This window comes from Pedococcus sp. P5_B7, assembly GCF_054049895.1.
This window is the reverse complement of the sequence record NZ_JBFULM010000005.1, coordinates 260,344-283,842: the sequence shown is the minus strand read 5'-3', so window position 1 is coordinate 283,842 and position 23,499 is coordinate 260,344. Positions and strand designations below refer to the sequence as shown.

At 70.7% G+C, this 23,499-nt stretch carries 20 protein-coding genes and 2 riboswitches; of the genes, 12 read left to right on the top strand and 8 right to left on the bottom strand.

The annotated features are described in order from the left end of the window. A complete protein-coding gene (locus ACXJKD_RS13600) occupies positions 1 to 582 on the bottom strand; it encodes a histidine phosphatase family protein (RefSeq protein ID WP_457255148.1) in 582 nt (193 codons plus the stop codon). Between the two features lie 128 nt (positions 583 to 710). Here ACXJKD_RS13600 and ACXJKD_RS13595 point away from each other — a divergent pair, with 128 nt between their 5' ends. After that, positions 711 to 1,496, top strand: coding sequence for an adenosylcobinamide-GDP ribazoletransferase (locus tag ACXJKD_RS13595; RefSeq protein ID WP_457255147.1), 786 nt, complete (start codon positions 711 to 713; stop codon positions 1,494 to 1,496). Positions 1,497 to 1,498: 2 nt separating this feature from the next. Here the strand turns inward: ACXJKD_RS13595 and cobF are convergent, their stop codons facing one another. From cobF to ACXJKD_RS13580, 3 genes are all read right to left on the bottom strand, one after another. Then, positions 1,499 to 2,266, bottom strand: coding sequence for a precorrin-6A synthase (deacetylating) (gene cobF / locus ACXJKD_RS13590; RefSeq protein ID WP_457255146.1), 768 nt, complete (start codon positions 2,264 to 2,266; stop codon positions 1,499 to 1,501). Further along, the gene (gene cobN, locus ACXJKD_RS13585) at positions 2,263 to 5,868 is read right to left on the bottom strand and encodes a cobaltochelatase subunit CobN (RefSeq protein ID WP_457255145.1); all 3,606 of its coding nucleotides are present in this window, start codon (positions 5,866 to 5,868) and stop codon (positions 2,263 to 2,265) included. Before cobN ends, cobF begins: the two co-directional genes overlap by 4 nt. Positions 5,869 to 5,896: 28 nt before the next feature. Next, positions 5,897 to 6,022, bottom strand: a riboswitch (cobalamin riboswitch). A gap of 7 nt (positions 6,023 to 6,029) precedes the next feature. Further along, entirely contained in the window at positions 6,030 to 6,737 is a 708-nt protein-coding gene (locus ACXJKD_RS13580; protein ID WP_457255144.1) for a (2Fe-2S)-binding protein, read from the bottom strand. Between the two features lie 66 nt (positions 6,738 to 6,803). On the opposite strand from ACXJKD_RS13580, the gene ACXJKD_RS13575 reads away from it, so the two are divergent. Genes ACXJKD_RS13575 through ACXJKD_RS13565 form a run of 3 tightly spaced genes read left to right on the top strand, consistent with a single transcriptional unit; the run spans position 6,804 to position 9,873 of the window. Then, positions 6,804 to 7,676 carry a precorrin-3B synthase gene (locus ACXJKD_RS13575; protein WP_457255143.1) on the top strand — a complete coding sequence of 291 codons (873 nt, stop codon included), beginning with the start codon at positions 6,804 to 6,806 and terminating at the stop codon, positions 7,674 to 7,676. After that, entirely contained in the window at positions 7,673 to 8,335 is a 663-nt protein-coding gene (locus ACXJKD_RS13570; protein WP_457255142.1) for a precorrin-8X methylmutase, read from the top strand. Before ACXJKD_RS13575 ends, ACXJKD_RS13570 begins: the two co-directional genes overlap by 4 nt. Next, the gene (locus tag ACXJKD_RS13565) at positions 8,332 to 9,873 is read left to right on the top strand and encodes a precorrin-2 C(20)-methyltransferase (protein WP_457255141.1); all 1,542 of its coding nucleotides are present in this window, start codon (positions 8,332 to 8,334) and stop codon (positions 9,871 to 9,873) included. The genes ACXJKD_RS13570 and ACXJKD_RS13565 overlap by 4 nt, the downstream gene beginning before the upstream one ends. Here ACXJKD_RS13565 and ACXJKD_RS13560 read toward each other — a convergent pair. Together ACXJKD_RS13560 and cbiE are read right to left on the bottom strand one after the other, a co-directional pair. Beyond that, positions 9,858 to 10,625, bottom strand: a complete 768-nt coding sequence (locus tag ACXJKD_RS13560) for a cobalt-precorrin-4/precorrin-4 C(11)-methyltransferase (RefSeq protein WP_457255140.1) — start codon at positions 10,623 to 10,625, stop codon at positions 9,858 to 9,860. The two genes, ACXJKD_RS13565 and ACXJKD_RS13560, sit on opposite strands and share 16 nt — an antisense overlap. Next, positions 10,622 to 11,803, bottom strand: a complete 1,182-nt coding sequence (cbiE, locus tag ACXJKD_RS13555) for a precorrin-6y C5,15-methyltransferase (decarboxylating) subunit CbiE (RefSeq protein WP_457255139.1) — start codon at positions 11,801 to 11,803, stop codon at positions 10,622 to 10,624. The genes ACXJKD_RS13560 and cbiE overlap by 4 nt, the downstream gene beginning before the upstream one ends. 111 nt (positions 11,804 to 11,914) lie before the next feature. Further along, positions 11,915 to 12,071, top strand: a riboswitch (cobalamin riboswitch). Positions 12,072 to 12,150: 79 nt separating this feature from the next. On the opposite strand from cbiE, the gene ACXJKD_RS13550 reads away from it, so the two are divergent. The 8 genes from ACXJKD_RS13550 (at position 12,151) to ACXJKD_RS13515 (ending at position 21,306) form a co-directional block, all read left to right on the top strand. Further along, positions 12,151 to 14,214 carry a magnesium chelatase subunit D family protein gene (locus tag ACXJKD_RS13550; protein WP_457255138.1) on the top strand — a complete coding sequence of 688 codons (2,064 nt, stop codon included), beginning with the start codon at positions 12,151 to 12,153 and terminating at the stop codon, positions 14,212 to 14,214. Continuing rightward, the gene (gene cobO / locus ACXJKD_RS13545; RefSeq protein ID WP_457255137.1) at positions 14,214 to 14,828 is read left to right on the top strand and encodes a cob(I)yrinic acid a,c-diamide adenosyltransferase; all 615 of its coding nucleotides are present in this window, start codon (positions 14,214 to 14,216) and stop codon (positions 14,826 to 14,828) included. The genes ACXJKD_RS13550 and cobO overlap by 1 nt, the downstream gene beginning before the upstream one ends. A 7-nt stretch (positions 14,829 to 14,835) precedes the next feature. Beyond that, positions 14,836 to 17,277 (top strand): cobyrinate a,c-diamide synthase, encoded by a 2,442-nt coding sequence (locus ACXJKD_RS13540; RefSeq protein ID WP_457255136.1) that lies wholly within the window; start codon positions 14,836 to 14,838, stop codon positions 17,275 to 17,277. Then, the gene (gene cobA, locus ACXJKD_RS13535; protein WP_457255135.1) at positions 17,274 to 18,047 is read left to right on the top strand and encodes a uroporphyrinogen-III C-methyltransferase; all 774 of its coding nucleotides are present in this window, start codon (positions 17,274 to 17,276) and stop codon (positions 18,045 to 18,047) included. The genes ACXJKD_RS13540 and cobA overlap by 4 nt, the downstream gene beginning before the upstream one ends. Positions 18,048 to 18,222: 175 nt before the next feature. Beyond that, positions 18,223 to 18,435, top strand: coding sequence for a CbtB domain-containing protein (locus ACXJKD_RS13530; protein ID WP_457255134.1), 213 nt, complete (start codon positions 18,223 to 18,225; stop codon positions 18,433 to 18,435). 81 nt (positions 18,436 to 18,516) lie between these two features. Further along, positions 18,517 to 19,308, top strand: coding sequence for a CbtA family protein (locus ACXJKD_RS13525; protein ID WP_457255133.1), 792 nt, complete (start codon positions 18,517 to 18,519; stop codon positions 19,306 to 19,308). Beyond that, a complete protein-coding gene (gene cobT, locus ACXJKD_RS13520) occupies positions 19,305 to 20,342 on the top strand; it encodes a nicotinate-nucleotide--dimethylbenzimidazole phosphoribosyltransferase (RefSeq protein WP_457255131.1) in 1,038 nt (345 codons plus the stop codon). Before ACXJKD_RS13525 ends, cobT begins: the two co-directional genes overlap by 4 nt. 4 nt (positions 20,343 to 20,346) lie before the next feature. After that, a complete protein-coding gene (locus tag ACXJKD_RS13515; RefSeq protein ID WP_457255130.1) occupies positions 20,347 to 21,306 on the top strand; it encodes a cobalamin biosynthesis protein in 960 nt (319 codons plus the stop codon). Here the strand turns inward: ACXJKD_RS13515 and ACXJKD_RS13510 are convergent. Both ACXJKD_RS13510 and ACXJKD_RS13505 read right to left on the bottom strand, forming a co-directional pair. Beyond that, positions 21,260 to 22,000 carry a cobalt-precorrin-6A reductase gene (locus ACXJKD_RS13510; RefSeq protein ID WP_457255129.1) on the bottom strand — a complete coding sequence of 247 codons (741 nt, stop codon included), beginning with the start codon at positions 21,998 to 22,000 and terminating at the stop codon, positions 21,260 to 21,262. The genes ACXJKD_RS13515 and ACXJKD_RS13510 overlap by 47 nt on opposite strands. Beyond that, entirely contained in the window at positions 21,997 to 23,493 is a 1,497-nt protein-coding gene (locus ACXJKD_RS13505; RefSeq protein WP_457255128.1) for a cobyric acid synthase, read from the bottom strand. The genes ACXJKD_RS13510 and ACXJKD_RS13505 overlap by 4 nt, the downstream gene beginning before the upstream one ends. Between the last annotated feature and the right edge of the window lie 6 nt (positions 23,494 to 23,499).

Genomic DNA, 23,499 nt, shown 5'->3' with positions numbered 1-23,499 from the left:
CTAGCCGCGCAGCCAGGTCGTGCGTCGGCCGTCTATGCGCGCGACGGCACCGTTCGGTACCTCCAGCCACGGCGCGCGATGTGGCTCCATCCCTGCCGCATGGGCGACAGCAACTCGAATTGCATCGCCGTGGCTCACCAGCGTCGTCACGCTCCCGCGGTCGATCGAGGAAAGCGCCGCCGCTACTCGATCGCGCACCTGGCGCAGCGACTCACCGCCCGCAATCGACTGGTCGGGTTCCGACCAGTCGACGGTTGCCGCGAGCGCGAACGTCTCGTCGTGGCTCATGCCCTGGAGGGTGCCGAGGTGTTGCTCGCGGAGTCGCTCATCGACCGTCAGCTCCGCGCCGAGGACCTCGACGATGATCTCGGCCGTCTCCCTCGCGCGCACGAGGTCGCTGGTCGTGACGGTGCCAGCCTCCAGTCCTGACGCCGCCAGGTCGTCCGCGATCGCTCTTGCCGCCCCTGTCGCCTGCTCTCGCCCGCGCGCCGTGAGGCGTGGGTGCACGGTCTGCCCCTGAGTCAGGCGTTGGACGTTCCATTCGGACTCGCCGTGGCGGACGAGGTAGTAGGGCAGGCTCACACCCTGATTCTGTCGGAGGCCGAACCGATCCGTGCAGGCGCCTGGGGGACGGACACGGTTCCCGTCGCCATCCGGGCGGATGCGGCCCCAAAGACGGCCAGGCACAACGGTGCTGAGAGGCTGGTGGCGTGCCTTCCTCGGTTGGTCGCCTCACGCGGCTGCATGACAGCTGGCGATTCGCCGTCGGCACGTTGACGGCGATTCCGGTGCGGCCACCAGCGTCGGCGGATCGCGAGGTCACCGGCCCTGCGATGACACTGGCGCCCCTCGCAGTGCTGCCCCTCGGCGCCCTGGTCGGTGTCGCCTGCTGGTCGGGACGTGAACTTGGGCTGGCTCCCATCGGTGTGGCGGCCGCGAGCATCGCCCTGCTGGCGCTGGGCAACCGGGCGTTTCACCTCGACGGGCTCGCGGACACCGCGGATGGGCTGACCTCGTCGTACGACGCGGAGCGGTCGTTAGCGGTCATGCGGACCGGGGACACGGGCCCTGCGGGTGCCGCGGCTCTCGTGCTGGTTCTTGCCGTTCAGATCGGCGCGTTGACCTCGTTGCTGAACCACCGGTGGGGGCCGTTGCTGGCGGGCATCCTCGTGTGCGTCTCGCGCGGTGCCCTGCTGATCACCTGCCAGCGTGCCGTGCCCGGGGCCCGATCCGAGGGGTTGGGTTCGACGTATGCCGGCGCCGTCTCACCGCTGGTGGGTGTGCTGGGTTGGCTGCTCCTCACAGCAGTGACAACGGCGGGCTTCGTGCTCGTCGACGAGCCGTGGTGGCGAGGGCTCGCCTGCGCGGCCGCCGCGGTCCTCGCAGTGGGCTGGCTGGTGCACCGGGCCGTGCGGCGACTGGGCGGCGTGACCGGCGACGTCTACGGCGCCTCGATCGAAGTGGCGCTGGCCGTCTTGCTGCTCGCCGCGACCTGAGGTCAGTCGCGACGCCGGAGCAGGTAGAGGTCCATGACCCAGCCTGCGGCCTCCTTGGCCAGGACGCGGGCGCTCTCGATCTCGGGCAGGGCAGAGCCCAACGGGCCTGCGACCAGTTGCTCTGTGGGCGTGCCGAGGTTGGCGCCCCACCAGATGTGCCACTCGTCGGGGGCCAAACCGCGCAACTCGTCCAGAGACCTGTTGAGCAGCACCGCGATGGTGCGCTGCCCCTGCTCCACCGCCTCGGCCAGTCGCCGCCCTGTGGTGACATGGAAGGGTTCACCGACCTCGTGCAGGACGATCCGGTGCCGTGCCGCGAGGGCCGAGAGGCTGGACACGCCGGGGACGACGACGAGCTGCCCACCGACCAGCGGCGCCACCCGCTCCAAGACGCGAATGGTCGAGTCGTACAACGCCGGGTCACCCCACACCAGGAAGCCCACGTCGCCCGGCTGGTCGGCCAGCGCCGCGGCATACCGCTGAGCCCTTGCCTCGTGCCAGTCGGCGACGGCACGCAGGTAGCCGTCACCCTCGGCCGTGCGCGACGGCGACCGGTCGCGCTCGGCGTCCTCGACCACGACGATTGCCGGCAGCGAGGTGGCGTGCCGGGCGAGCAGGGCCGATCTGGCGGCAGCCAGCGGGTCGCCGTCGGGGCGGTGCTTCTCGGTGACCACGACGACGTCCACCTCGTTCATGGCGCGGACGGCCTCGAGGGTGACCTGCTCAGGGTCGCCGGGTCCGATGCCGATGAGGACAAGCCGACGGGTCAACCGCCCTCCTCCTCCAGGTCGCCCTCGACCGACAGGTAGACCTCCTGCATCGCAGCCAGGACCTCGGGAGCGGGCTCGGCCCAGAGACCACGGTCAGCAGCTTCGTGAAGGCGCTCGACGATGCCGCGAAGAGCCCACGGGTTCGAGCGCCTCATGAACTCCTGGTTCGTCTCGTCCAGGACGTACTCCTTGGCGAGCGTGTCGTACATCCAGTCGTGGACGACCCCCGCCGTGGCGTCGAACCCGAAGAGGTAGTCCACGGTGGCAGCCAGCTCGAAGGCACCCTTGTAGCCATGACGCTGCATCGCCGAGATCCACCGCGGGTTGACGACCCGGGCCCGGAAGATCCGCGCCGTCTCCTCCCCCAAAGTCCGGGTCCGCACGGCATCAGGCGACCTGGAGTCGCCGATATAGGCCTTCGGGTCGGCACCGGTCAGCGCGCGAACGGTGGCGACCATCCCCCCGTGGTACTGGAAGTAGTCATCGGAGTCAGCGATGTCGTGCTCGCTGCTGTCGACGTTCTTGGCGGCCACCTTGATGCGACGGTAGTTCGTCCGCATGTCGTCCGCCGCCGGTGCGCCGTCGAGACCGCGGCCGTACGCGAACCCACCCCACGCCGTGTACACCTCAGCGAGGTCGTTGTCGTCGCGCCACGTGCCGGACTCGATCACCTGCAGGATCCCCGCGCCGTAGGAGCCCGGCTTGGACCCGAAGATGCGCGTGGTGGCCCTGCGTGCATCGCCGTGCTCGGCCAGGTCGGCACGGGTGTGCGCCCGCACGTGGTTCTGGTCGTCCGGCTCGTCGAGGTCGGCCACCATCTGGACCGCGTCGTCGAGCATGGCGACGACGTGAGGGAAGGCATCCCGGAAGAAGCCGGAGATCCGAACAGTGACGTCGATGCGCGGACGGCCCAGCTCCTCCAACGACATGACCCTCAGACGGCTCACCCGGCGCGAAGCCTCGTCCCACTCGGGCCGCACGCCCATGAGCGCCAGCACCTCGGCGATGTCGTCGCCGGACGTGCGCATCGCGGAGGTGCCCCACACCGACAGCCCCACGGACTCCGGGTAGGTGCCGGTGTCGTCGAGGTAGCGACGGACCAGTGAGTCGGCCATGGCCTGGCCGGTCTGCCAGGCCAGGCGTGACGGCACGGCCCGGGGATCGACGGTGTAGAAGTTGCGCCCCGTGGGTAGCACGTTGACCAGCCCGCGCAGGGGCGATCCCGACGGTCCGGCCGGCACGAAACCACCGTCAAGAGCGTGGATGACGGCAGCCAGCTCACCCGTGGTCCCTGCCAGGCGCGGCACGACCTCGGTCGCGGCGAAAGCCAGGACCTGTTGGACGTCCGGGTTGGCGTGCAGCGTCTCGGCCACAGCTGGGTCCCAGCCCGCCGACTCCATCCGCTCGACCAGGTCGCGCGCCACCGCCTCGATCTCGTCAACGGCGGTGAGCTGTTCGTCCTCCTTGAGCCCGAGCGCCGCACGTAGACCGGGCACGGCGTTCCCGACCCCTCCCCAGACCTGGGACGTGCGCAGGATGGCGAGGACGAGGTTGACGCGTCCCGCACCGAAGGGGGCCTCGCCAAGGATGTGCAGGCCGTCGCGGATCTGGGCGTCCTTGATCTCGCAGAGCCATCCGTCGATGTGCAGGACGAACGAGTCGAACTCGTCGTCGTCAGGACGCTCCTCCAGCCCGAGATCCTGGTGCAGCTGGGCCGCCTGCATGAGCGTCCAGATCTCGCCACGGATCGCCGGCAGCTTGGCCGGGTCCATCGCCGCGATGTTGGCGTGCTCGTCGAGCAGCTGCTCCAGACGAGCGATGTCGCCGTAGGTCTCGGCGCGGGCCATCGGAGGTACGAGGTGGTCGACGATCGTCGCGTGCGCGCGGCGTTTGGCCTGAGCACCCTCGCCGGGGTCGTTGACCAGGAACGGGTAGACGAGCGGCATGTTGCCGATCGCGGCATCGGTCGCGCACGCAGCCGACAGGGCGGCGTTCTTGCCGGGCAGCCACTCCATGGAGCCGTGCTTGCCCAGGTGCACCACGGCGTGCGCTCCGAACCCGTGCTCGAGCCAGCGGTAGGCACCGAGGTAGTGGTGGCTCGGCGGCAGGTCGGGGTCGTGGTAGATCGCCACGGGGTTCTCCCCGAAGCCACGAGGTGGCTGGATGAGGATGACGACGTTCCCCGCCCGCAGGGTGGCGAGCACGAGCTCACCGGAGTCGTTGACGAACAGCTGCCCCGGCGAAGCTCCCCAGGTCTGCACCATGGCGTCGCGCAGCTCGGTGGGCAGGTCGGCCGTCCACGAGTCGTACTCGGCCTTGGTGATTCGAACGTGGGCGTCGGTCAGCTGTGCGGCGGTCAGCCACTCCTCGTCCTGCCCGCCGGACGCGATCAGCCGGTGGATGAGGGCATCGCCGGCCTCTGTGTCGGTTCCCTCGGCATCCAGGATCGCCACGACGGAGTTGTCGGTGCCGAGGTCGTACCCCTCGTCGCGCATCCGTCGCAGCAGACGGATCGCGGAGACCGGCGTGTCCAGTCCGACTGCGTTGCCGATCCTGGCGTGCTTCGTCGGGTAGGCCGACAGGACGAGCGCAATTCGCTTGTCCTGTTCGGGAACCCGTCGCAGGCGCGCATGGTTGACCGCGATCCGCGCGACCCGGTTGCACCGCTCCGGATCGGCCACATAGTGCGGCAACCCCTGGTCGTCAATCTCCTTGAAGGAGAAGGGCGCTGTGATGATCCGGCCGTCGAACTCCGGGATCGCGATCTGGGTCGCCGAGTCCAGCGGGCTGACCCCCTCGTCGGAGGCCTCCCACTCGGCGCGACTGCTCGTCAGGCACAACCCCTGCAGAACCGGGATGTCGAGGGCGGCCATCCGCTCGACGTCCCACGCCTCGTCCTCCCCACCCGCACCCGCCCCGGCAGGAACGCTGCCACCGGCCGCGAGAACAGTGACGACCAAGGCATCCAGAGTGCCCAGGGCGGCGTAGAGGTCATCAGGCGCGGACCGCAGCGACCCTGCATACACCGGCACACCGATGGCCTCGCCGGTCTCATCGACCGCATCGGCCAAGGCGTGCGCGAAGGCGGTGTTGCCGCTGGCCTCGTGCGCGCGGTAGTACAGGACCCCGATCCGCGGGAGCGCTTCGTCGGAGGGGGCCGGTCGCGAGGCGAATCCCCAGGTGGGGATCGGGGTGGGTGGGTCGAAACCTTCACCAGTGAGCAGCACCGTGTCGCAGAGAAACGCGTGCAGCTGCGCAAGATTAGTCGGGCCTCCCTCGGCCAGGTAGTGGTGGGCCTGCGCAGCCACCCCCATCGCGACGGTCGACAGCTCCATGAGGTCGGCGCTGGGTTGCTGCTCGCCGCCGAGAACGACGAGCGGAGTCCCCCGCTCGCGGAGGATGGCGATGCCCGCCAACAGGTCACTGGGCGAGCCCAGGAGACGCACGACGACCAGATCCGCGTCCAGGGTCACCGCCTGGAGCTCGGCGTCGCTGGCGCGAGCAGGGTTCGCCCAGCGATACCTGGCGCCTGAACCCCGGGCTGACAGCAGGTCGGTGTCGGAAGTGGAGAGCAGAGCGACAGTGGGGCCGTGGATGGCCATGGTTCCTCCTCGGGGTTCTCGCCCCGGATGGTGGGAGTCGGCCGCAGTCAGTGTCTGGCTCGCCGTGCCCGAGTGGGTCGCGCATCGGCTTACAGTGGCGGAACCGCCCCGGAGTCACACCGGAGTTCCTGAGCCCGCAGCCGGCGGACGTTGCGCACAGCCTAGCGAGGCGCGGGAACACTCGGACGGTGGGCGAGGACACAGTCGCCGCAGTAGCCGCCGCCAGGGATCCGGTAGTACAGACAGCACGAGGACCGGACGAAACCGTCGTCGAGTCCGCCCGTTCCGGCCAAGGGGCCGGCGAGCAGGGCGGCGGCCTCGGCCTCGGCGCGTGCGGCCAGCTCCGGCCGCGCGACACCGAGCATGCGTGCGCCACCGAAGAGCGCCGAGGCGGCGTTGCCCCACAGCACCTGTCGCGAGAGCGCGTAGCCGTCCGCCATGGCCTCGACCAAGGGCTCGACGACGTCGGCGACCAGACGGGTGAGGTCCGGCGTCGTCGCGGCACCACTGAGCGCGAGTGGCCAGGGCCCGGCTGCGACGGGCTTCCAGTACGCGTCGTCCAGGGTGGGGCGAGGCAGGGGTATGCCGAGTGCGACACCACCCAACGCCGGTGACAGGACCCGCGCGAAGAGGCCGAGGGAAAGGGTGGAGGCAGCCACCCTCGGCTCGACGTCGGCGCCCGCAAGCCGACCGAGAGTGGCGCCCACGTGGGCAACCCGTTCCCCCAGGGCCAGACCCGTGACGAGATCCCGCAGCGGTCGCCAGTCTCCGCCGTCGACGCGCTCGACCTGGAAGAACGGCCCGAGGGTGGCCAACACGTCGACGGCCGGGCCGCTGCCTGGAGCCGGGGTCGCGTCGTCGGAAGGCATCGCTCCAATGATGGCAGTGCCCGACCACGCCACCGATGACCTGGTGGCGGATGACACCATGTGCCGGTGACGAGCCGCACCCATCCGGACCGCTGCCCCGGCGTGTTCCGGCCCTGGCTGGCAGAGGACGGCGCCATCGTGCGGCTGCGCCTGCCAGGCGGGCGGTTGCCCGCAGCAGCCCTGCGCTCCCTCGTGACAGCGGCCGAGGTGTGGGGTGATGGCACGGTGCTGCTCACCAAGCGGGCCAACCTGCAGCTGCGTGGCATCGCGGCGTCCGGCCGTTCGGTCCCCCCTGGGCTGGTGGATGCGCTGCGTGCCGCAGGGCTGCTGCCCAGCGACACCCACGAGCTCGTGCGCAACATCCTGTGCTCCCCACTCAGCGGCCGGATCGGCGGGCGGGTCGACCTGCGTCCGGTGGTCGAGGGTCTGGACCGGGCCCTGTGCGCCGATCCCGACCTGGCCGACCTCGGTGGCCGATTCCTCTTCGTGCTCGACGACGGCCGCGGCGACGTCCTGGACCGACCGCTCGACCTCGGGCTCGTGGCCGTGAGCAAGGCCGAGGTCCAGGTCCGGGTCGGCAGCAGCCAGTGGGGGCCGGTGGTGCCGGTGCAGGGGGCCGTGCCCGCACTGGTCGACCTTGCGCGCAGCTTCAGGCAGGTACGCGGTGCAGGCCCGACTGCGTCGTGGCACGTCGACGAGCTGTCGCCCGCCAGCCGCCTGTTGACCGAAGGGCCACGCGACCCCCGCACCACCGTCGTCGCCGGCCCAGTGACTCCGGGGTGGCACGGCCAGGACGACCACAGGGCCCTGTTCGTCGCACCCGTGCCAGACGGCATGATCACACGTGACGTGGCCGAAGGGCTGCTCGCCCATGCGTCAGACGAAGTGGTCATCACTCCATGGCGCAGCGTCGTCATCCCCGACCTGGAGGCCCCATGACCCCCGCCCCTCCGACCCGCCGCTACGACTACGAGCGGGACGGCGCCGCCATCTACCTCGAGTCGTTCGCAACGATCCGCCGCGAGTCAGTCCTGACCCATCTTCCGGCCGACGCCGAGTCGGTCGCCGTACGAATGATCCACGCCACTGGCCAGCCCGACCTGGCCCGAGACCTCATCGTGCATGAGGGCCTGGTGAGCGCTGCACGCTCGGCTTTGGCCTCGGGTGCCCCGGTCATCACCGACGCCCACATGGTCGCGTCGGGTGTGACGCGTTCTCGGCTACCGGCCGGCAACGACATCATCTGCCTGCTGCGGGACGACCGTGTGCCCCATCTCGCGCAGCAGTGGGGGACGACGCGGTCGGCAGCGGCCGTCTCCCTCTGGGGCGACCGGCTCGAGGGCGCCGTGGTCGCGGTAGGCAACGCACCGACCGCACTGTTCCACCTGCTGGAGATGCTCCTCGACGGAGGCCCACGGCCCGCCGCGATCGTGGGAGTCCCCGTCGGCTTCGTCGGCGCCATCGAGGCGAAGGAGGCGCTGGCCGCGCTGGCGCGGGACCACGGCCTGGACATCCCGTTCCTCACCCTGCGTGGGCGCCGCGGCGGTTCGGCCATCGCCGCGGCAGCCTTGAATGCCCTGGCTCAGGAGCGCGAGTGACCGCGTCCGACCACGGATTCGGGCGTCTGTTCGGCGTCGGACTCGGGCCCGGTGACCCAGAGCTGGTCACCGTCAAGGCAGTCCGGTTGATCGGCGCCGCCGACGTCGTCGCCTATCACCAGGGTCCGCGCAGACGCTCCAACGCGCGCCGGATCGCTGAGCCCTACCTGCCGGAGGGTGTCGTCGAGGAGGTGCTGGAGTACCCCGTCACGACCGGGGTGACCGACCACCCCGGCGGCTACGCAGGGGCCATGGCGGACTTCTACGAGGGGTGCGCGCGACGACTCAGCGCTCATCTCGTCGCCGGGCGTGACGTCGTCGTCCTCGCCGAGGGCGACCCGTTCCTCTACGGCTCGTACATGTACCTGCACGACCGCCTGTCCGACCGGTTCGAGACGCAGGTGGTACCCGGCGTACCCGCCTTCACCGCGGCGACCGCGGCACTGCAGCGACCTCTGGCAAGGCAGAGCGACGTCCTGACGGTCCTGCAGGGCACCCTTCCCCGCCCCGAGCTCGCGCGTCGGCTCGCCGATACCGATGCTGCGATCATCATGAAGCTCGGTCGAACGTTTCGCGACGTGCGCGCCGCGTTGGAGGAGGCCGGGCGGCTGGCCGATGCCTGGTATGTCGAACGCGCCTCGATGTCCCAGGAGCGCTGGCTCCCGGCCGCCGAGGTCGATCCGGACACGGTGCCGTACTTCTCCCTCATCGTGGTGCCCGGCGACGACCACCGTGGCCGGCGCCGCTATGACGACCCGCAGCCCGGACGTGCCGACGACTCCGACGTCGAGACCCACCACGAGGGTCGCGAGCTGCTCGTGGTGGGCCTGGGACCTGGCCCGGGCGACTGGCTCACGCCCGAGGCCGAGCGGCTCCTGGGTGAAGTGGACCATGTCGTCGGCTACGCGCCATACGTCGACCGTGTCCCACAACGAGTCGGGCTGCAGCGCCACGCTTCCGGAAACACCGTCGAGGTCGACCGCGCCCGGTTCGCCCTCGACCTGGCCATGCGAGGTGAGCGGGTCGCCGTGGTGTCCGGCGGCGACGCGGGTGTGTTCGGTATGGCGTCGGCGGTGTTCGAGGCGGCCGAAGACGCCGCCTTCGCTTCGGTGCCGATCCGGGTCGTGCCGGGGGTGAGCGCCGTGCAGGCGGTGGCCGCTCGGGCGGGCGCGCCGATCGGGGCGGACTTCGCGGTGCTCAGCCTGTCGGACCGGCTCAAGCCGTGGTCCGTCGTGGAGCATCGCGTTCGCGCGGTCGCCGAGGCCGATCTGGTGATGGCGGTCTACAACCCCGCTTCACGCTCACGCACCACCCAGGTCGGGGAGCTGCGACGGATCCTCGTCGAGCACCGCAGCCCGGACACCGTGGTCGTCGTGGGGCGGGACGTGGGCCGGCCTAACGAGTCGCTCACGGTGACGACGTTGGCCGACCTCGACCCGGACCAGATCGACATGCGCTGCCTGCTCATCATCGGTGCAAGCGGGACGCGGGTCACCGGCTCAGGGCGGGTGTGGACACCACGCTACGTCGAGGGCTGACCCTTGCCGGCGCGATCACGCGCCGGGTCGTAGAGGTACGACCCGGTCCCCTCAACCCGCGCTCCCAGGACCGGTCCGACGAGGATGACCGCCGCCTGCCGCAGGCCCGCCTCCTCGACCTGGTCGGCAATGTCGGCCAGCGTCCCCCGAAGCACGAGCTCGCGGGGTTGCGAGGCGTTCGCCACAACCACCACTGGGCAGTCGGCACCGTAGGAGCAGGCGAGCTCCTGCGCGAGCGCTCGCGTCTGGGTGATCGCGAGGTGCAGCACCAGCGTCGCCCCAGTGGCGGCGAATGCCGCCAGTGCCTCACCCGGCGGCATCGCGGTCGACCGCATCCGCATCCGGGTCAGCACCACCGACTGCGCCACCTCGGGCACGGTCAGCTCGACACCCACGCGCGCGGCAGCGGCAGCGTAGGCAGGGACACCGGGTGTCACATCCCACGGCACGCCTGCCGCGTCGAGTCGGCGGGTCTGTTCGTGCAGGGCGGAGTAGATCGACGGGTCACCAGAGCACAGCCGCACCACGGACTTGCCGGCCCGGTCTGCCGTGACGAGCTCGGTGGCGATCTGGTCCAGGTCGAGGTCTTGGGTGTCGACCAACCGTGTATCGGGTCGACAGTGCCCGAGGACCGCTTCGTCGAGGTAGGTGCCGGGGTAGAGGCAAACATCCGCGTCGCCCAGCAGCGCGACGGCACGGAGGGTGAGCAGGTCGGCCGCGCCCGGGCCGGCGCCCACGAAGTGGACGGTCACGACTTCCTCCCAGCCCACTGCGTGACCGTGCGGGCCGGTGTCCACCCGGTGAAGTCACCGAGCGGCGACGCGTGTTCGACCGAGAGCCGCACGAGCTCACCGCGGCGACCGGCATACCACTGCCCGAGAAGGGCCTCCGTCTCCATCGTGACCCCGTGGATGACCAGCCGCCCTCCCGGTGCGAGCGACGACCAGCACGCTTCGAGCAGCCCTGGCGTCGTGGCCCCACCACCAACGAACACGGCGTCCGGGGTAGGAAGACCAGCCAGTGCCTCTGGTGCGCTCCCCACCACGACGCGCAGGCTGGGGACGCCGAGGCTCACGCTGTTGCGCGCGATGCGTTCGGCCCGCTCCGCCGACCGCTCGACTGCGAGGGCTTGGCATGTCCTGTGGGCCCGCAGCCACTCGATGGCCACCGAACCCGCACCAGCGCCGACGTCCCAGAGGAGCTGGCCGGGCTGCGGGGCGAGCCGCGCCAGCGCGCTGGCGCGAAGGTCACGCTTGGTGAGCTGGCCGTCGTGCTCGAACGCCTCATCCGGCAGGCCGGCGAGCAGGCCGAGCGTCGTGGAGCCGGCGCACTCTATGGCGAGCACGTGCAGTGGTGGGGCCTCACCGGCCCACTCCTCGGCCGTGGTGCTGTGCGTGGACTCGTCGTCGGCGCCGAGGTTCGCCAGCACCGTGAGCTGGCTCGCGCCGAACCCTTGGTGCCTAAGCATCTCCGCGACGCTGGCGGGCGTCGACCCGTCGCTGGACAGCAGCAGGATCCGCCGGCCGGGGGCAAGGTGGCGCACCAGCGTGCCCGCATCTCGAAGGACCTCGGTGGTTTCGGCAGCCCACCCCATCTGAGCTCGGGCCAGCGCAACCGAGGACACGGCCGGGATGACCGTGACCGCCTCTGCACCGAGCACCTCCACGAAGGTGGAACCGACGCCGGAGAGCAGGGGGTCGCCTGACGCGAGGGCCACGACGGTGCCGTCGAGTGTGGCGACCAAGCCGGGCAGTCCCTCGCGCAGCGGTGTGGGCCAAGGGACCCGGCGCTGACCCGGGACGTCCGGCAGGAGCTCCAGGTGCCGTTGACCGCCCAGCACGACGGTGGCTGTCTGGACCAGGTTCCGTGCCGGTTCGCCCATCCCCGCCCAGCCGTCGGCGCCGATGCCCACCACCTGCACCTTCAGCACCCCAGGCTCCCGCACTGACGGGGCAATCGCGGACGGCGTGGTGCGAGGGTCACGGCAGGTCACGCTACGCCACCACGCGCAGTGACCGTCTCGCGAGCCAGGCCCTAGACTCCGGTGCTCCAGGCCCGAGGTGCCCAAGCTGCTGGACGTCACAGTTCTGCGGTCAGGGAGAATCGGGAAGCCGGTGAGAATCCGGCACAGGGCCCGCTGCGGTGACCCGGAACATCTTCCGGGAAGTCCGAAGACCGGCCTCGGCGCCTGGGCTACGGACGCAACCGCGTTCGGCGCATCGCTGGCACAGAGCGCGGGAGCCCCCAATGCCACCACAGCATCCCACTCACTTTCCGTTGTCCGCCGTCGTCGGCTCCGACGACCTTGTCCTCGGCCTGCTCCTTGCCGCGATCTCGCCCGAGATCGGTGGAGTCCTGGTGCGGGGTGAGAAGGGAACGGCCAAGACCACCGCGGTCCGTGCGCTCGCGGCCGTGCTCCCGGAGATCGACGTCGTCGCAGGCGACCGGTTCTCCTCCGACCCTGCCGACCCTGCGCCGCTGTCCCCCGACGCACCCTTCGACGCGGACGCCACGATCCAGTCCCGTCCGGTGCGGCTCGTGGAGCTGCCCGTGGGCGCCACAGAGGACCGAGTGCTCGGTTCGTTGCACCTGCAGCGCGCCCTCGCCGACGGTGTCGCCGAGTTCGAGCCGGGCCTCCTCGCACGTGCGCATCGCGGGATCCTGTATGTCGACGAGGTCAACCTGCTGCACGACCACCTCGTCGACGTGCTGTTGGACGCCGCCGCGACCGGCCGGGTCTCCGTCGAGCGAGACGGTGTCTCGGTCGAGCACGCCGCCCGCTTCGTCCTCATCGGCACCATGAACCCCGAGGAAGGCGAACTACGCCCGCAGCTGCTCGACCGGTTCGGCCTGACCGTTCAGGTGGCGGCGGCGCGGCAGCCGGACCTGCGTGCCGAGGTGGTGCGTCGCCGACTCGCCTTCGACGCCGACCCGGTCGCCTTCGACGCCCGGTTCGCCGACGACGAGCAGCAGTTGCGCGAGCGCATCGTCAAGGCACGAGCGCTGCTCCCGGCCGTCGTGCTCGACGATGCGACCCTGCTCCGGATCGCCGAGATCTGTGCCGCCTTCGAAGTGGATGGCATGCGTGCTGACATCGTGACCGCTCGCGCGGCCGCGGCGCACGCCGCGTGGGAGGGCCGGACGGGGATCGAGGCCGCGGACATCAAGGTGGCCGCCCGGTTCGCGTTGCCGCATCGTCGGCGACGCAATCCGTTCGACGCTCCCGGCATCGATGAGGAACTGCTCGACCAGCTGCTCGACGACCCCGACAGCGACCCCGATCCGGACCCCGACCCGGACCCGGACCCCGATCCGAACCCAGGCCCGGGCACTGAGCCCGAACCCGATCAGGGGCCGGACCCCGAGCCGGGGTCTGATCCCGATCGGACTCCCGATGGGACTCCCGAGGCCGGCAAGACAGCCCCTGACCAACCCCGCGAACCTGCCGACGCCCCAGAGCGGGCTGACGCGCACAGCCAGGCACCGACGGGTGGCGCATCCGCCACGACAGCGCCCACGGGTGAGACCTACCGCCCCCGACTGCTCACGGCCAAAGGAGTCGGAGTCGGACAGTCGGGACGTCGGTCACGAGCGATCACCGAGACTGGCCGCAGGATCGGTGCCACGCGTCCTACCGAGAACACCGGCACGTTGCATCTGCTCGAGACCATCCGCGCCGCGGCGCCGGCCCAAGCAGCCCGCGGCCGCCGTGACGGCCGTCTCCTCCTGCGCCCGGACGACCTGCGGATCGCGGTCAAGGAGGGTCACGAGTCGAACCTGGTGCTGTTCTGCGTCGATGCCTCCGGTTCGATGGCCGCCCGCCGGCGGATGACCGCCGTGAAGACGGCGATCCTCTCCCTGCTCACCGACGCCTACCAACGACGCGACAAGGTGGGGCTCGTGACGTTCCGCGCAGAGCGGGCCGAGCTGGCCCTGCCCCCGACCGGCTCGGTCGAGATCGCCGTGGCTCGGCTGCGCGACCTGTCGGCCGGCGGGCGGACCCCGCTGGCCGAGGCGCTCCTGAAGGCAACAGACGTGGTCAGGGTCGAGCGGATCCGCGATCCGCGCCGCCGGCCACTGCTGGTGGTGGTCACCGACGGTCGGGCAACCCACGGGCCGGACGCCATGGGCCGCGCCCATCGCGCCGCGGCCGAGCTCGGCAGCACCGGCTTGTCGTCCGTGGTCGTTGACTGCGAGAGCGGCCGGTTCCGGATGGGCCAGGCCAGGCGTCTGGCCGAGTTGCTGGGCGCAATCCACCTACCGGTGGACGAGGTCGATGCCGCAGCACTGACCGCGGTTGCACGCGCCGGGACCCGCGCAGTCGCAGGAGGAGCGGCCTGATGGCGAAGGGAATAGTGCCGGCGCTCCCCGATGACGGGCTCACCACCAGACAGCGTCGCAACCGACCCTTGCTCGTCGTCAACACCGGCAACGGCAAGGGGAAGTCAACCGGTGCCTTCGGGCTAGCCCTTCGGGGTTGGAACCAGGGCTGGGACATCGGGGTGTTCCAGTTCGTGAAGTCCGCCAAGTGGCGGATCGGCGAGCAGACCGTTCTGGAGCGTCTCGGCGCATTGCACGAGGAGACCGGCGAGGGCGGCCCGGTGGAGTGGCACAAGATGGGCGCCGGCTGGTCCTGGTCCCGCAAGGAAGGCACCGAAGACGACCACGCCGCCGCAGCAGCCGAGGGGTGGGCCGAAGTCAAGCGTCGACTGGCTGACGAGCGGCACGACCTCTACGTCCTTGACGAGTTCACCTACCTGATCGAGTGGGGGTGGGTCGACCTGGACGACGTGCTGACGACGCTCGCGGAACGCCCCGGACACCAGCACGTGATCGTGACCGGTCGGCGCGCGCATCCCCGCCTGGTCGAGCTGGCAGACCTCGTCACCGACATGACCCAGGTCAAGCACCCGTTCGAGAGCGGGCAGAAGGGCCAGAAGGGGATCGAGTGGTGACCGGCGCATGAAGCTGCCCCGCGTCGTGGTCGCAGCACCCGCCTCCGGACACGGCAAGACGACCATCGCGACCGGGATCATGGCCGCACTGCGCGGTCGCGGGTACGTCGTCAGCGGACACAAGGTCGGTCCCGACTACATCGACCCCGGCTACCACGAACTGGCCACAGGTCGGGCAGGCCGCAACCTCGACCCCTTCCTTGTCGGCGAGGAGCGCGTCGTCCCCCTGCTGCTTCACGGTGCCGTCGGTGCCGACGTCGCGATCGTGGAAGGCGTGATGGGTCTGTACGACGGCCAGCTCGGTGGGGCTGGCTTCGCGTCGACCGCACACGTGGCAGCCCTGACCGGCTCGCCGGTGGTCCTGGTCGTCGACGTGTCGCAAGCCTCCCGATCCGTGGCCGCCGTCGTCCACGGCATGCGAACCTTCGACCCCTCGGTGCGGATCGCGGGTGTCGTGCTCAACAAGGCAGGCTCGAAGCGGCATGCCCGGGAGGTGCTGGACGCACTCGCCGGCAATGGTCTCCCCGTGCTCGGAGTGCTCCAGCGCGACGACGGCATCGTTGCCCCGTCGCGTCACCTCGGGCTCGTCCCGAGCGCAGAGCGTCCCGAGGCCGCTGCCACGCTGGACCTGCTGGCCGAGCGCATCGCGGCCACCATCGACCTCGACCTGCTGCTCGACGTGGCCCGAGAGGCTCCGGACCTCGAAGGCGAGCCATGGAGCGCAGCTGCCGAGGTGGCGCCCAGTGGCGCCTCCAGGCCACTGGTAGCCGTTGCCGGCGGCAGGGCGTTCACCTTTCGCTACACCGAGACCGAAGAACTCCTGCGAGCAGCCGGGTGTGAGGTGGTCACCGTCGACCCGCTCACCGACGAGGACCTCCCGCCCGGGGTCCGTGCCCTCTACCTGGGCGGAGGCTTCCCCGAGGTCTATGCCGGCGAGCTCTCGGCCAACCACCGCCTCCGCGCCACCATCCTCGACGCGGTGGCCTCCGGCGTGCCGACGGTCGCCGAGTGTGCCGGGTTGCTCTACCTGTGCCGCAGCCTCGACGGGCGCCCCATGGTCGGCGCCCTCGCCGCCGACGCAGCCATGACTCCCCGGCTGACCTTGGGCTACCGGACCGCGGCGGTCGCCGCCGACCAGCTCACCGGCCCCTCGGGAACCCTCATCCGCGGACACGAGTTCCACCGCACGTCGGTCACACCCGCGACCGGCACCCGGCCCGCATTCCTGCTCGACGGTGCACCCGCCGGCTTCGGGTCGGACACCCTGTCGGCGTCGTACCTCCACGTGCACTGGGCCGGACACCCCGCCCTGGCCACCCGTCTTGCCGACGCGGCCCGCTCCTTCGCACCCAGCCCGGCACTCGCCCCGACCATGGTGACGCCGTCGTCCACGACCTCGGCAGGGCCCGTGTCGACACCGACCCAGGTGGTCGAACCGCTGCGCCACCACGGTGACCGAGAACTCACCGGCCACCTGGCCGACTTCGCCGTGAACGTGTATGCCGGCGAACCCCCGGAGTGGCTCACGGCGGCGTTGACGGACAGCCTCACCAGCGTGGGCCGGTACCCCGACGCGGCCCAGGCGGAGCACGCCATCAGCCTCGCCCACCGCCGGCCGCCGGCCGAGGTACTGGCCACCGCCGGGGCGGCAGAGGCGTTCACTCTCATCGCCCGCGCCCGGCCCTGGCGTCACCCGACCGTCATCCATCCCCAGTTCACCGAGCCGGAAGTGGCGCTCACCGCGGCCGGCCTGTCCCCCACCCGCGTGTTCTGCCCACCCGAGAAGGACTTCCACATCCCCGTTGAGGTGGTGCCTGAAGACGCCGACCTGGTGGTCGTCGGCAACCCCACGAACCCGACCGGGGTCCTGCACGACGAGAGAGTGATTCGCGGGCTCCTGCGACCAGGACGCATCGTCGTCGTCGACGAGGCCTTCATGGACGCACTGCCGCAGGAGCCCGGTTCCCTGGCCGGTGTCTCGGCAAGGGGCCTGGTCGTCGTGCGCAGCCTCACCAAGCTGTGGGGTATCCCGGGAGTGCGCGCCGGCTATGTGGTGGGCGACCCCCACCTGTTGGCCGACATGCGTCGCCAACAGCCGCCCTGGTCGGTGTCCACCAGCGCGGCCGCGGCCATGATCGCCACCACCAGCACCAGAGCTGTGCAGGAGCGATCGGCGCGCGCGGTCGCGCTGACCCGCGACCGAGCCCGCCTGACCCAGGGTCTGGACGCGCTCGGCATACCTCACGTGCCGGGCAACGCCCCCTTCGTGCTCGCGCGAGTTCGACCGGGCACCCATGCGCAGCTGCGCAACCGTGGTTTCGCTGTCCGGCGCTGCGACACCTTCCCCGGGCTGGACGACTCCTGGGTCCGGATCGCCGTCCGTCCCGCAGCCGCGACCGGGGCCCTGCTGAGCGCCCTCGCCCTCAGCGTGGAGAATGCCACGCGATGAGCAGCGAACCGATGCCGACTCCGGCCACCGTGACCTTGGTGAGCGCCGGCCCCGGCGACCCAGGCTTGATGACGGTCGCCGGCCGCGACGCCCTCGAACGCGCCGACGTGATCCTCGCGGACCGGCTCGTATCCTCCGGCATCCTCGAGTGGGTGCGGCGAGACGCGGAGATCATCGATGTCGGCAAGGAGCCGCACGGACGCGCCACCCCGCAGGAGAAGATCAACCGCCTCCTCGTGGAGCACGCACTGGCGGGTCGCAATGTCGTGCGGCTCAAGGGCGGCGACGCCTTCGTGTTCGGCCGGGGTGGCGAAGAGGTGCTGGCCTGCGCCGAGGCCGGCGTGCCAGTGCAGGTCATCCCAGGGGTGTCGTCGGCGACCGCCGTGCCGGCGCTGGCCGGCATCCCCGTCACGCACCGTGGTCTCTCCCAGGGCTTTACCGTCATCTCCGGGCACGTGCCGCCAGGTCACGCCGAATGCACCCTCGACTACGCGGCGCTCGCCCGGTCAGGGACGACGCTCGTGGTGTTGATGGGAGTGAGAACCCTGCCCGAGATCACCGCAGCCCTGGTCGCCGCCGGCATGCCGGCGGACTGCCCCGCCGCCGTCCTCGCCGACGGTGCCACACCCCGGCAGCGGGTCGTGACCGGGACGGTCGCCGACATTGCTGCCCGTGCCGCTGCAGCAGCCGTCGAACCCCCTGCCATCACCGTCATCGGCGACGTCGTCAGCCTGCAGTCGGAGGGTGAGATGCCTGGGCAAGGTCGTTGACCCGCAAACCTCAGTGGCTGCTACGGTGTGCGAGATCCTGGTGCAGGAAGCCGGCGAGATTCCGGCGCAGTCGCGCTACTGTGACACCCGCCTCCGACCTGTGAGCGTGTGAAGCCAGACCCGGCACCGAGGATCGCCCATCGCACGGGACGCAGTCATCCCACAGGAGGCACACATGAGTCAGTCCGTTCGCGCGACACCTGAGATCGCGATCCCCACCATCCCGATGGTGCAGATCGCCCCGTGGGCGCTCTTCTTCGGTCTTCTGGCGCTGATCACGCTGTTCTTCGTCAGCGCGGACCAGGGCGCCGTCAACATCTCCTCCGGAAACGCCGTCCACGAGTGGGTCCACGACGGACGCCACCTGCTCGGCTTTCCCTGCCACTGAGGCCTGACGCCCTCACCAGCCGCCCGACCACCCCAGGTCGGCGGTGGTTGGTGTGCCCTCCACGCTGAACGGATCACAGCCATGACCGCACGCAACATCCTCATCCGCGGGCTCCTCGCAGGCTTCATCGCCGGTCTTGCCGCCTTCTGCGTCGGCAACCTCGTCGGCGAAACCCAGGTCGACGCGGCGATCGCCGTCGAAGAGTCCCACGCGGCCTCCGAAGCGCCCCCCGCCCACACACACGACGAAACAACCGCCGGCCACACCCATGAGGAGGATGGCACCGTCATCTCCCGGACCAACCAGAAGACCTGGGGTCTGGCCACCGGGACCATCGCCGGCGGCACCGCGCTCGGGGGCCTCGTGGCGCTGGTTGCCGCGAGCCTCATCGGCCGCATAGGCAAGTTCTCTCCGCGCGCCTCGACCCTGCTGGTCTCGCTGCTCGGCTTCATCGCGGTGTCGTTCGTCCCCTTCCTCAAGTACCCCGCCACTCCCCCAGCCGTCGGCAACGAGGACACCATCGGCTCACGAACCGGCCTGTTCTTCGGCTTCATGCTCATCTCGATCATGGCAGCCATTGCTGCGGTCGCACTTGCCCAGCACCTGCTGAAGACCCGCGGAGGGTTCCAGTCCGTGGTGATCGCGACCGCGGCATACCTCCTCGTCGTGGTGGTGGCGGGCTTGGTCATGCCGATCGTCAACGAGATCGGCGACTTCCCGGCCGACACCCTGTGGTACTTCCGCCGGGCGTCCCTGCTGACGCTGGGCACGATGTGGGCCGTCCTGGGCGTGGTTCTGGCTGCGCTGGTCGGCAGACTCCACGAGCAGCAGACCGGCACGCCGGCGCCGCGCGATCTGGCGACGGCGCTGTGACCTTGTCGCTTGGGCAGGTCTCGCCCCCACCCGCCGACGTGTGGGACGAGGCGAAGGCGCGTCTGCGGGCGCTCGCGACCCCGACGGGCGCCCTCGGACAGCTGGGCGAGCTCGGCGCCTGGCTCGCCGCCACCCAGGGCACGGTGCCACCCGAGCCGGTCGAGCACGTCCGCGCCGTGATCTTCGCGGGAGACCACGGCGTCAGCGACCACGGCGTCTCCGCCTACCCCAAGAGCATCACCGCCGGGATGGTCCGGGGCTTCGTCGCCGGCCAGGCTGCGGTGTCCGCCCTGGCCCGCCAGCACGGCGTGCACCTTCGCGTGCTGGACCTCGGTGTCGCGGAGGACCTCAGCGACCTCCCCACTTCCGTCACGGCACTGAAGGTGCGCCAGTCCAGCGGCGCGATCCACCTCGAGGACGCGCTGACTCGGGAGCAGGCCGAACAGGCCATCGGTGTCGGCCTCGCCGTCGCAGCCGAGGAGATCGCCGCCGGTGCGCAGCTGCTGATCAGCGGTGACATGGGCATCGGCAACACGACGCCGGCTGCGGCCCTCATCGGGTACGCCTACGGACTGCCTGCCTGCGAGGTCACCGGGCGTGGGACCGGTGTCGACGACGCCGGTCTCGCCCGCAAGACGGACGTCATCGCGCAAGCCCTGGCTCGGGTATCCGCCCGCTCGCTCGATCCCGTCGACGCATTGGCGGCGCTGGGCAGTGCCGACATAGCGGCGTCCGCCGGGTACATGGCCGGCGCAGCGTCGGCGGGTGTCCCCGTCCTGCTCGACGGGCTCATCTCGGTTGCAGCAGCGGTGATGGCCGACCAACTGGCTCCCGGGGCAGCGACATGGTTCGTGGCGGGTCACCGCTCGACGGAACCCGCACAGTCGATCGCACTGGACAAGCTCGGGCTTGTCCCGCTGCTCGACCTCGGCATGCGGCTCGGGGAGGGCAGTGGCGCGGTGGCCGCAGTCCCACTGGTGCGATCCGCCGCTCTGCTCCTGCGTGAGGTCGCCCTGCTGTCCGACCTCGCTTGAGCCGATGACTCCCGCCCAGAGCCGCGCACTCGGACTCGCCGCTGGATTCCTCGTCGACAGGCTCCTCGGCGATCCGCGCCGTGGGCACCCGGTCGCTGGCTTCGGTCGCGTGGCCACCGCTCTGGAGGATCAGCTGTATGCCAACCGCCGGCGCCAGGGCGCGGTCTTCACGACGGTTCTCGTCGGCTCCGCCGCGGCAGTTGGCGTCGCGGCTGAGCGGCTCACCCGTGAGCGTCCGCTCGCTCAAGCGCTCGCGGTCGCGGTGACTGCTTGGACCGTGCTCGGGGGACGGTCGCTCGGGCGTGAGGCGTTGACAGTCTCCCGGTTGCTCGAGGGGGGCGAGATCGAGCGGGCACGCCTCCAGGTGACGCACTTGGTAGGTCGTGACCCGAGTGGTCTGGGTCCTGACGAGATCGCTCGCGCCACCGTTGAGTCCGTCGCCGAGAATACCTCTGACGCGGTCGTGGGGCCGTTGGTCGCCGGCGCCCTGTTCGGCGTGCCTGGCCTGCTTGCCTACCGGGCGGCCAACACCCTCGACGCGATGGTGGGACATCACAGCCCCCGGTACGAACGGTTCGGCTGGGCGTCGGCTCGACTCGACGACCTGCTCAACATGGCACCGGCGCGGCTGTCAGGAGTGTTCGCCAGTTTGTTGGCCCCGCTCGTGGGCGGCCGTCCGGTGGACGCGGTCACGAGCTGGCGCCGCGACGCTGCGGGTCACCCCAGCCCGAATGCAGGTGTGGTTGAGGCAGCGTTCGCCGGCGCGCTCGGGGTCACCCTGGGTGGCCGGAACGTGTATGGCGACCAGGTCGAGAACCGGGGTGAGCTCGGGTCGGGACCACCGCCGCGCGTCACCGACGTCGCACGCGCCGTGTGCCTAGCGGAGGCGGTCGGCTGGATGGCCCTGGCAGTGGCAGTCAGCGCCGCGCTCGCACCCAAGCCGCGGCGTCGTCGGGATCGCTGACGGTTTCCACCTCACCGGTCAGGGTGTGCCGGCGGACGACGACGACCGGAATTCCGAGCTCACCGGCGACATGCATCTTCGGCCAGGTGAAGGAGCCGCCCGAGTCCTTCGTCACGAGCACGTCCACCCCGTGGCCGGTCATGAGCTCTCGCTCTGACTCCGCCCGGTAGGGCCCGCGGCTGGTCAGCAGTGTCCAGGTGGGCGGCAGCTCGAGGCTCGGCCGGTCGACGACTCGGACGAGCGCTTGGTGATCGACGAGAGGCACCGCGAAGGCGGGAAGCTCCTGCCGACCGACGGTGAGGAAGGGCCGTCCTCCCAGACGGGCTGTCGTCGCGGCCGCTTCGTCGTGTCCATCGACCCAGTACCAGCTGTCCGACCCGGGGGCATCACCCCAGCCCGGCCGCTCCAGCCTCACCATCGGCACACCCGTCGCACGGGTCGCGGCCACGGCGTTGGCACTCATCCCCGCGGCGAAGGGGTGCGTCGCGTCGACCACGAGCGAGATCGCGTTGTCCCGCAGATAGGCGGCCAGGCCTGGCACGCCACCGAATCCGCCGATACGGACCGTTCCGACCGGAAGTCGTGGCTTCGCCACCCGCCCTGCGAGCGAGGAGACCACACTGACCCCTTCATTGATGAGCAGCTCTGCGAGCGCACGCGCCTCGGCTGTCCCGCCGAGCAGGAGGACGGTCACCGCGAGTCCCCGGGTGGCAGCATCGGCAGCCCGGACGGTGCTCCGTTGTTGATGAGTGCGTCGATCGCATCCATGTCGACACACGCCTCGACCAGGTCAGCCAGGAGGTCGAGCCGCGCCTGCCGTGCGGCCCCGAAGCTGACCCCACTGGCGGCGTACGGGCGCCCCACCGACGCGGCAACCTCGCCCAGGAGCTTGTGCCGGAACTCGTCGGACTCCAAGCTCCCGTGCACCATCGTCCCGAGCACGAGCTGGCGGCGGGCTCCGCCGAAGAACTCCTCCTCCGCGCAGGTGGTGGTGACCCCGTGGTGGATCTCGTAGCCGGACACTGGCGCACCCAATGCCGTTCCATGCGACAGGCGCAGGACCTTTTCGGGCGCGAAGGCGGTCGTGGTGTCCAGCAGCCCCAGGCCCTCGGCCACCGTCCCGGCCGGGCCCTCGACACCATCCGGGTCATGGATCGCGCGTCCAAGCATCTGGAACCCGCCACAGATGCCGAGCACGGGCCTTCCTGCCGCGGCATGGGCCACGACGGCACGGTCGAGGCCGCGATGCCGCAGCCAGGAAAGGTCCGCGATGGTCGATCGGGTCCCCGGGAGCACCACGAGGTCGGCGTCGGCGAGGTCCTGGGGGCGGGACGCGAACCGGACGTCGACGTCGGGCTCCAGTCCGAGCGCGTCCAGGTCGGTGAAGTTGCTGATACGTGGGAACCGGACGACCGCGACCACCAGCGGGTGCTCGGCCTCGGCGGCTCGTCCGGCGACGTCGAGGCCGTCTTCTGAGTCCAGCCACGCTTCTTGGCTCCAGGGGATCACGCCGAGCACCGCGCGACCCGTGAGGCGTTCGATCTCGCGGTTGGCCGGTTCGAGCAGGGTCTCGTCGCCGCGGAACTTGTTGACCACGAACCCGGCCACGAGTCGCTGGTCGGCCGGCTGCAGGAGCGCCACGGTGCCGTGGAGGGCGGCATACAGCCCGCCTCGGTCGATATCTCCGACGACGATCACGGGAATGTCGGCATGCCGCGCCAGTCCGAGGTTGACGTAGTCGTCCGCGCGCAGGTTGATCTCGGTGGGGCTTCCGGCGCCTTCGCAGATGACCACCTCGAACCGGCTCACCAAGTCGTCGTATGCCGCGAACGCCGCCTTCGCGAGCGATCCTCTCGACCCTGCGAACTCGGCCGAGGAGATGGAACCAGCAGGGAGCCCGTTGACGACGACATGGCTGCGCCGATCACTGCCCGGCTTGAGCAGGACGGGGTTCATCGCCACTTCGGGCGTGGCCCCGGCAGCAACGGCCTGGACCCACTGGGCCCGTCCGATCTCGGCGCCTCGACCATCGGGGCCGGCAACGACCATCGAGTTGTTCGACATGTTCTGGGCCTTGAACGGAGCAACGCGAACCCCGCGGCGGGCCAACAGCCGGCAAAGCCCGGTCGTCACAACGCTCTTGCCCGCATCCGAAGTCGTCCCGGCGACCAGCAGCGACCCCTTCACACCGCG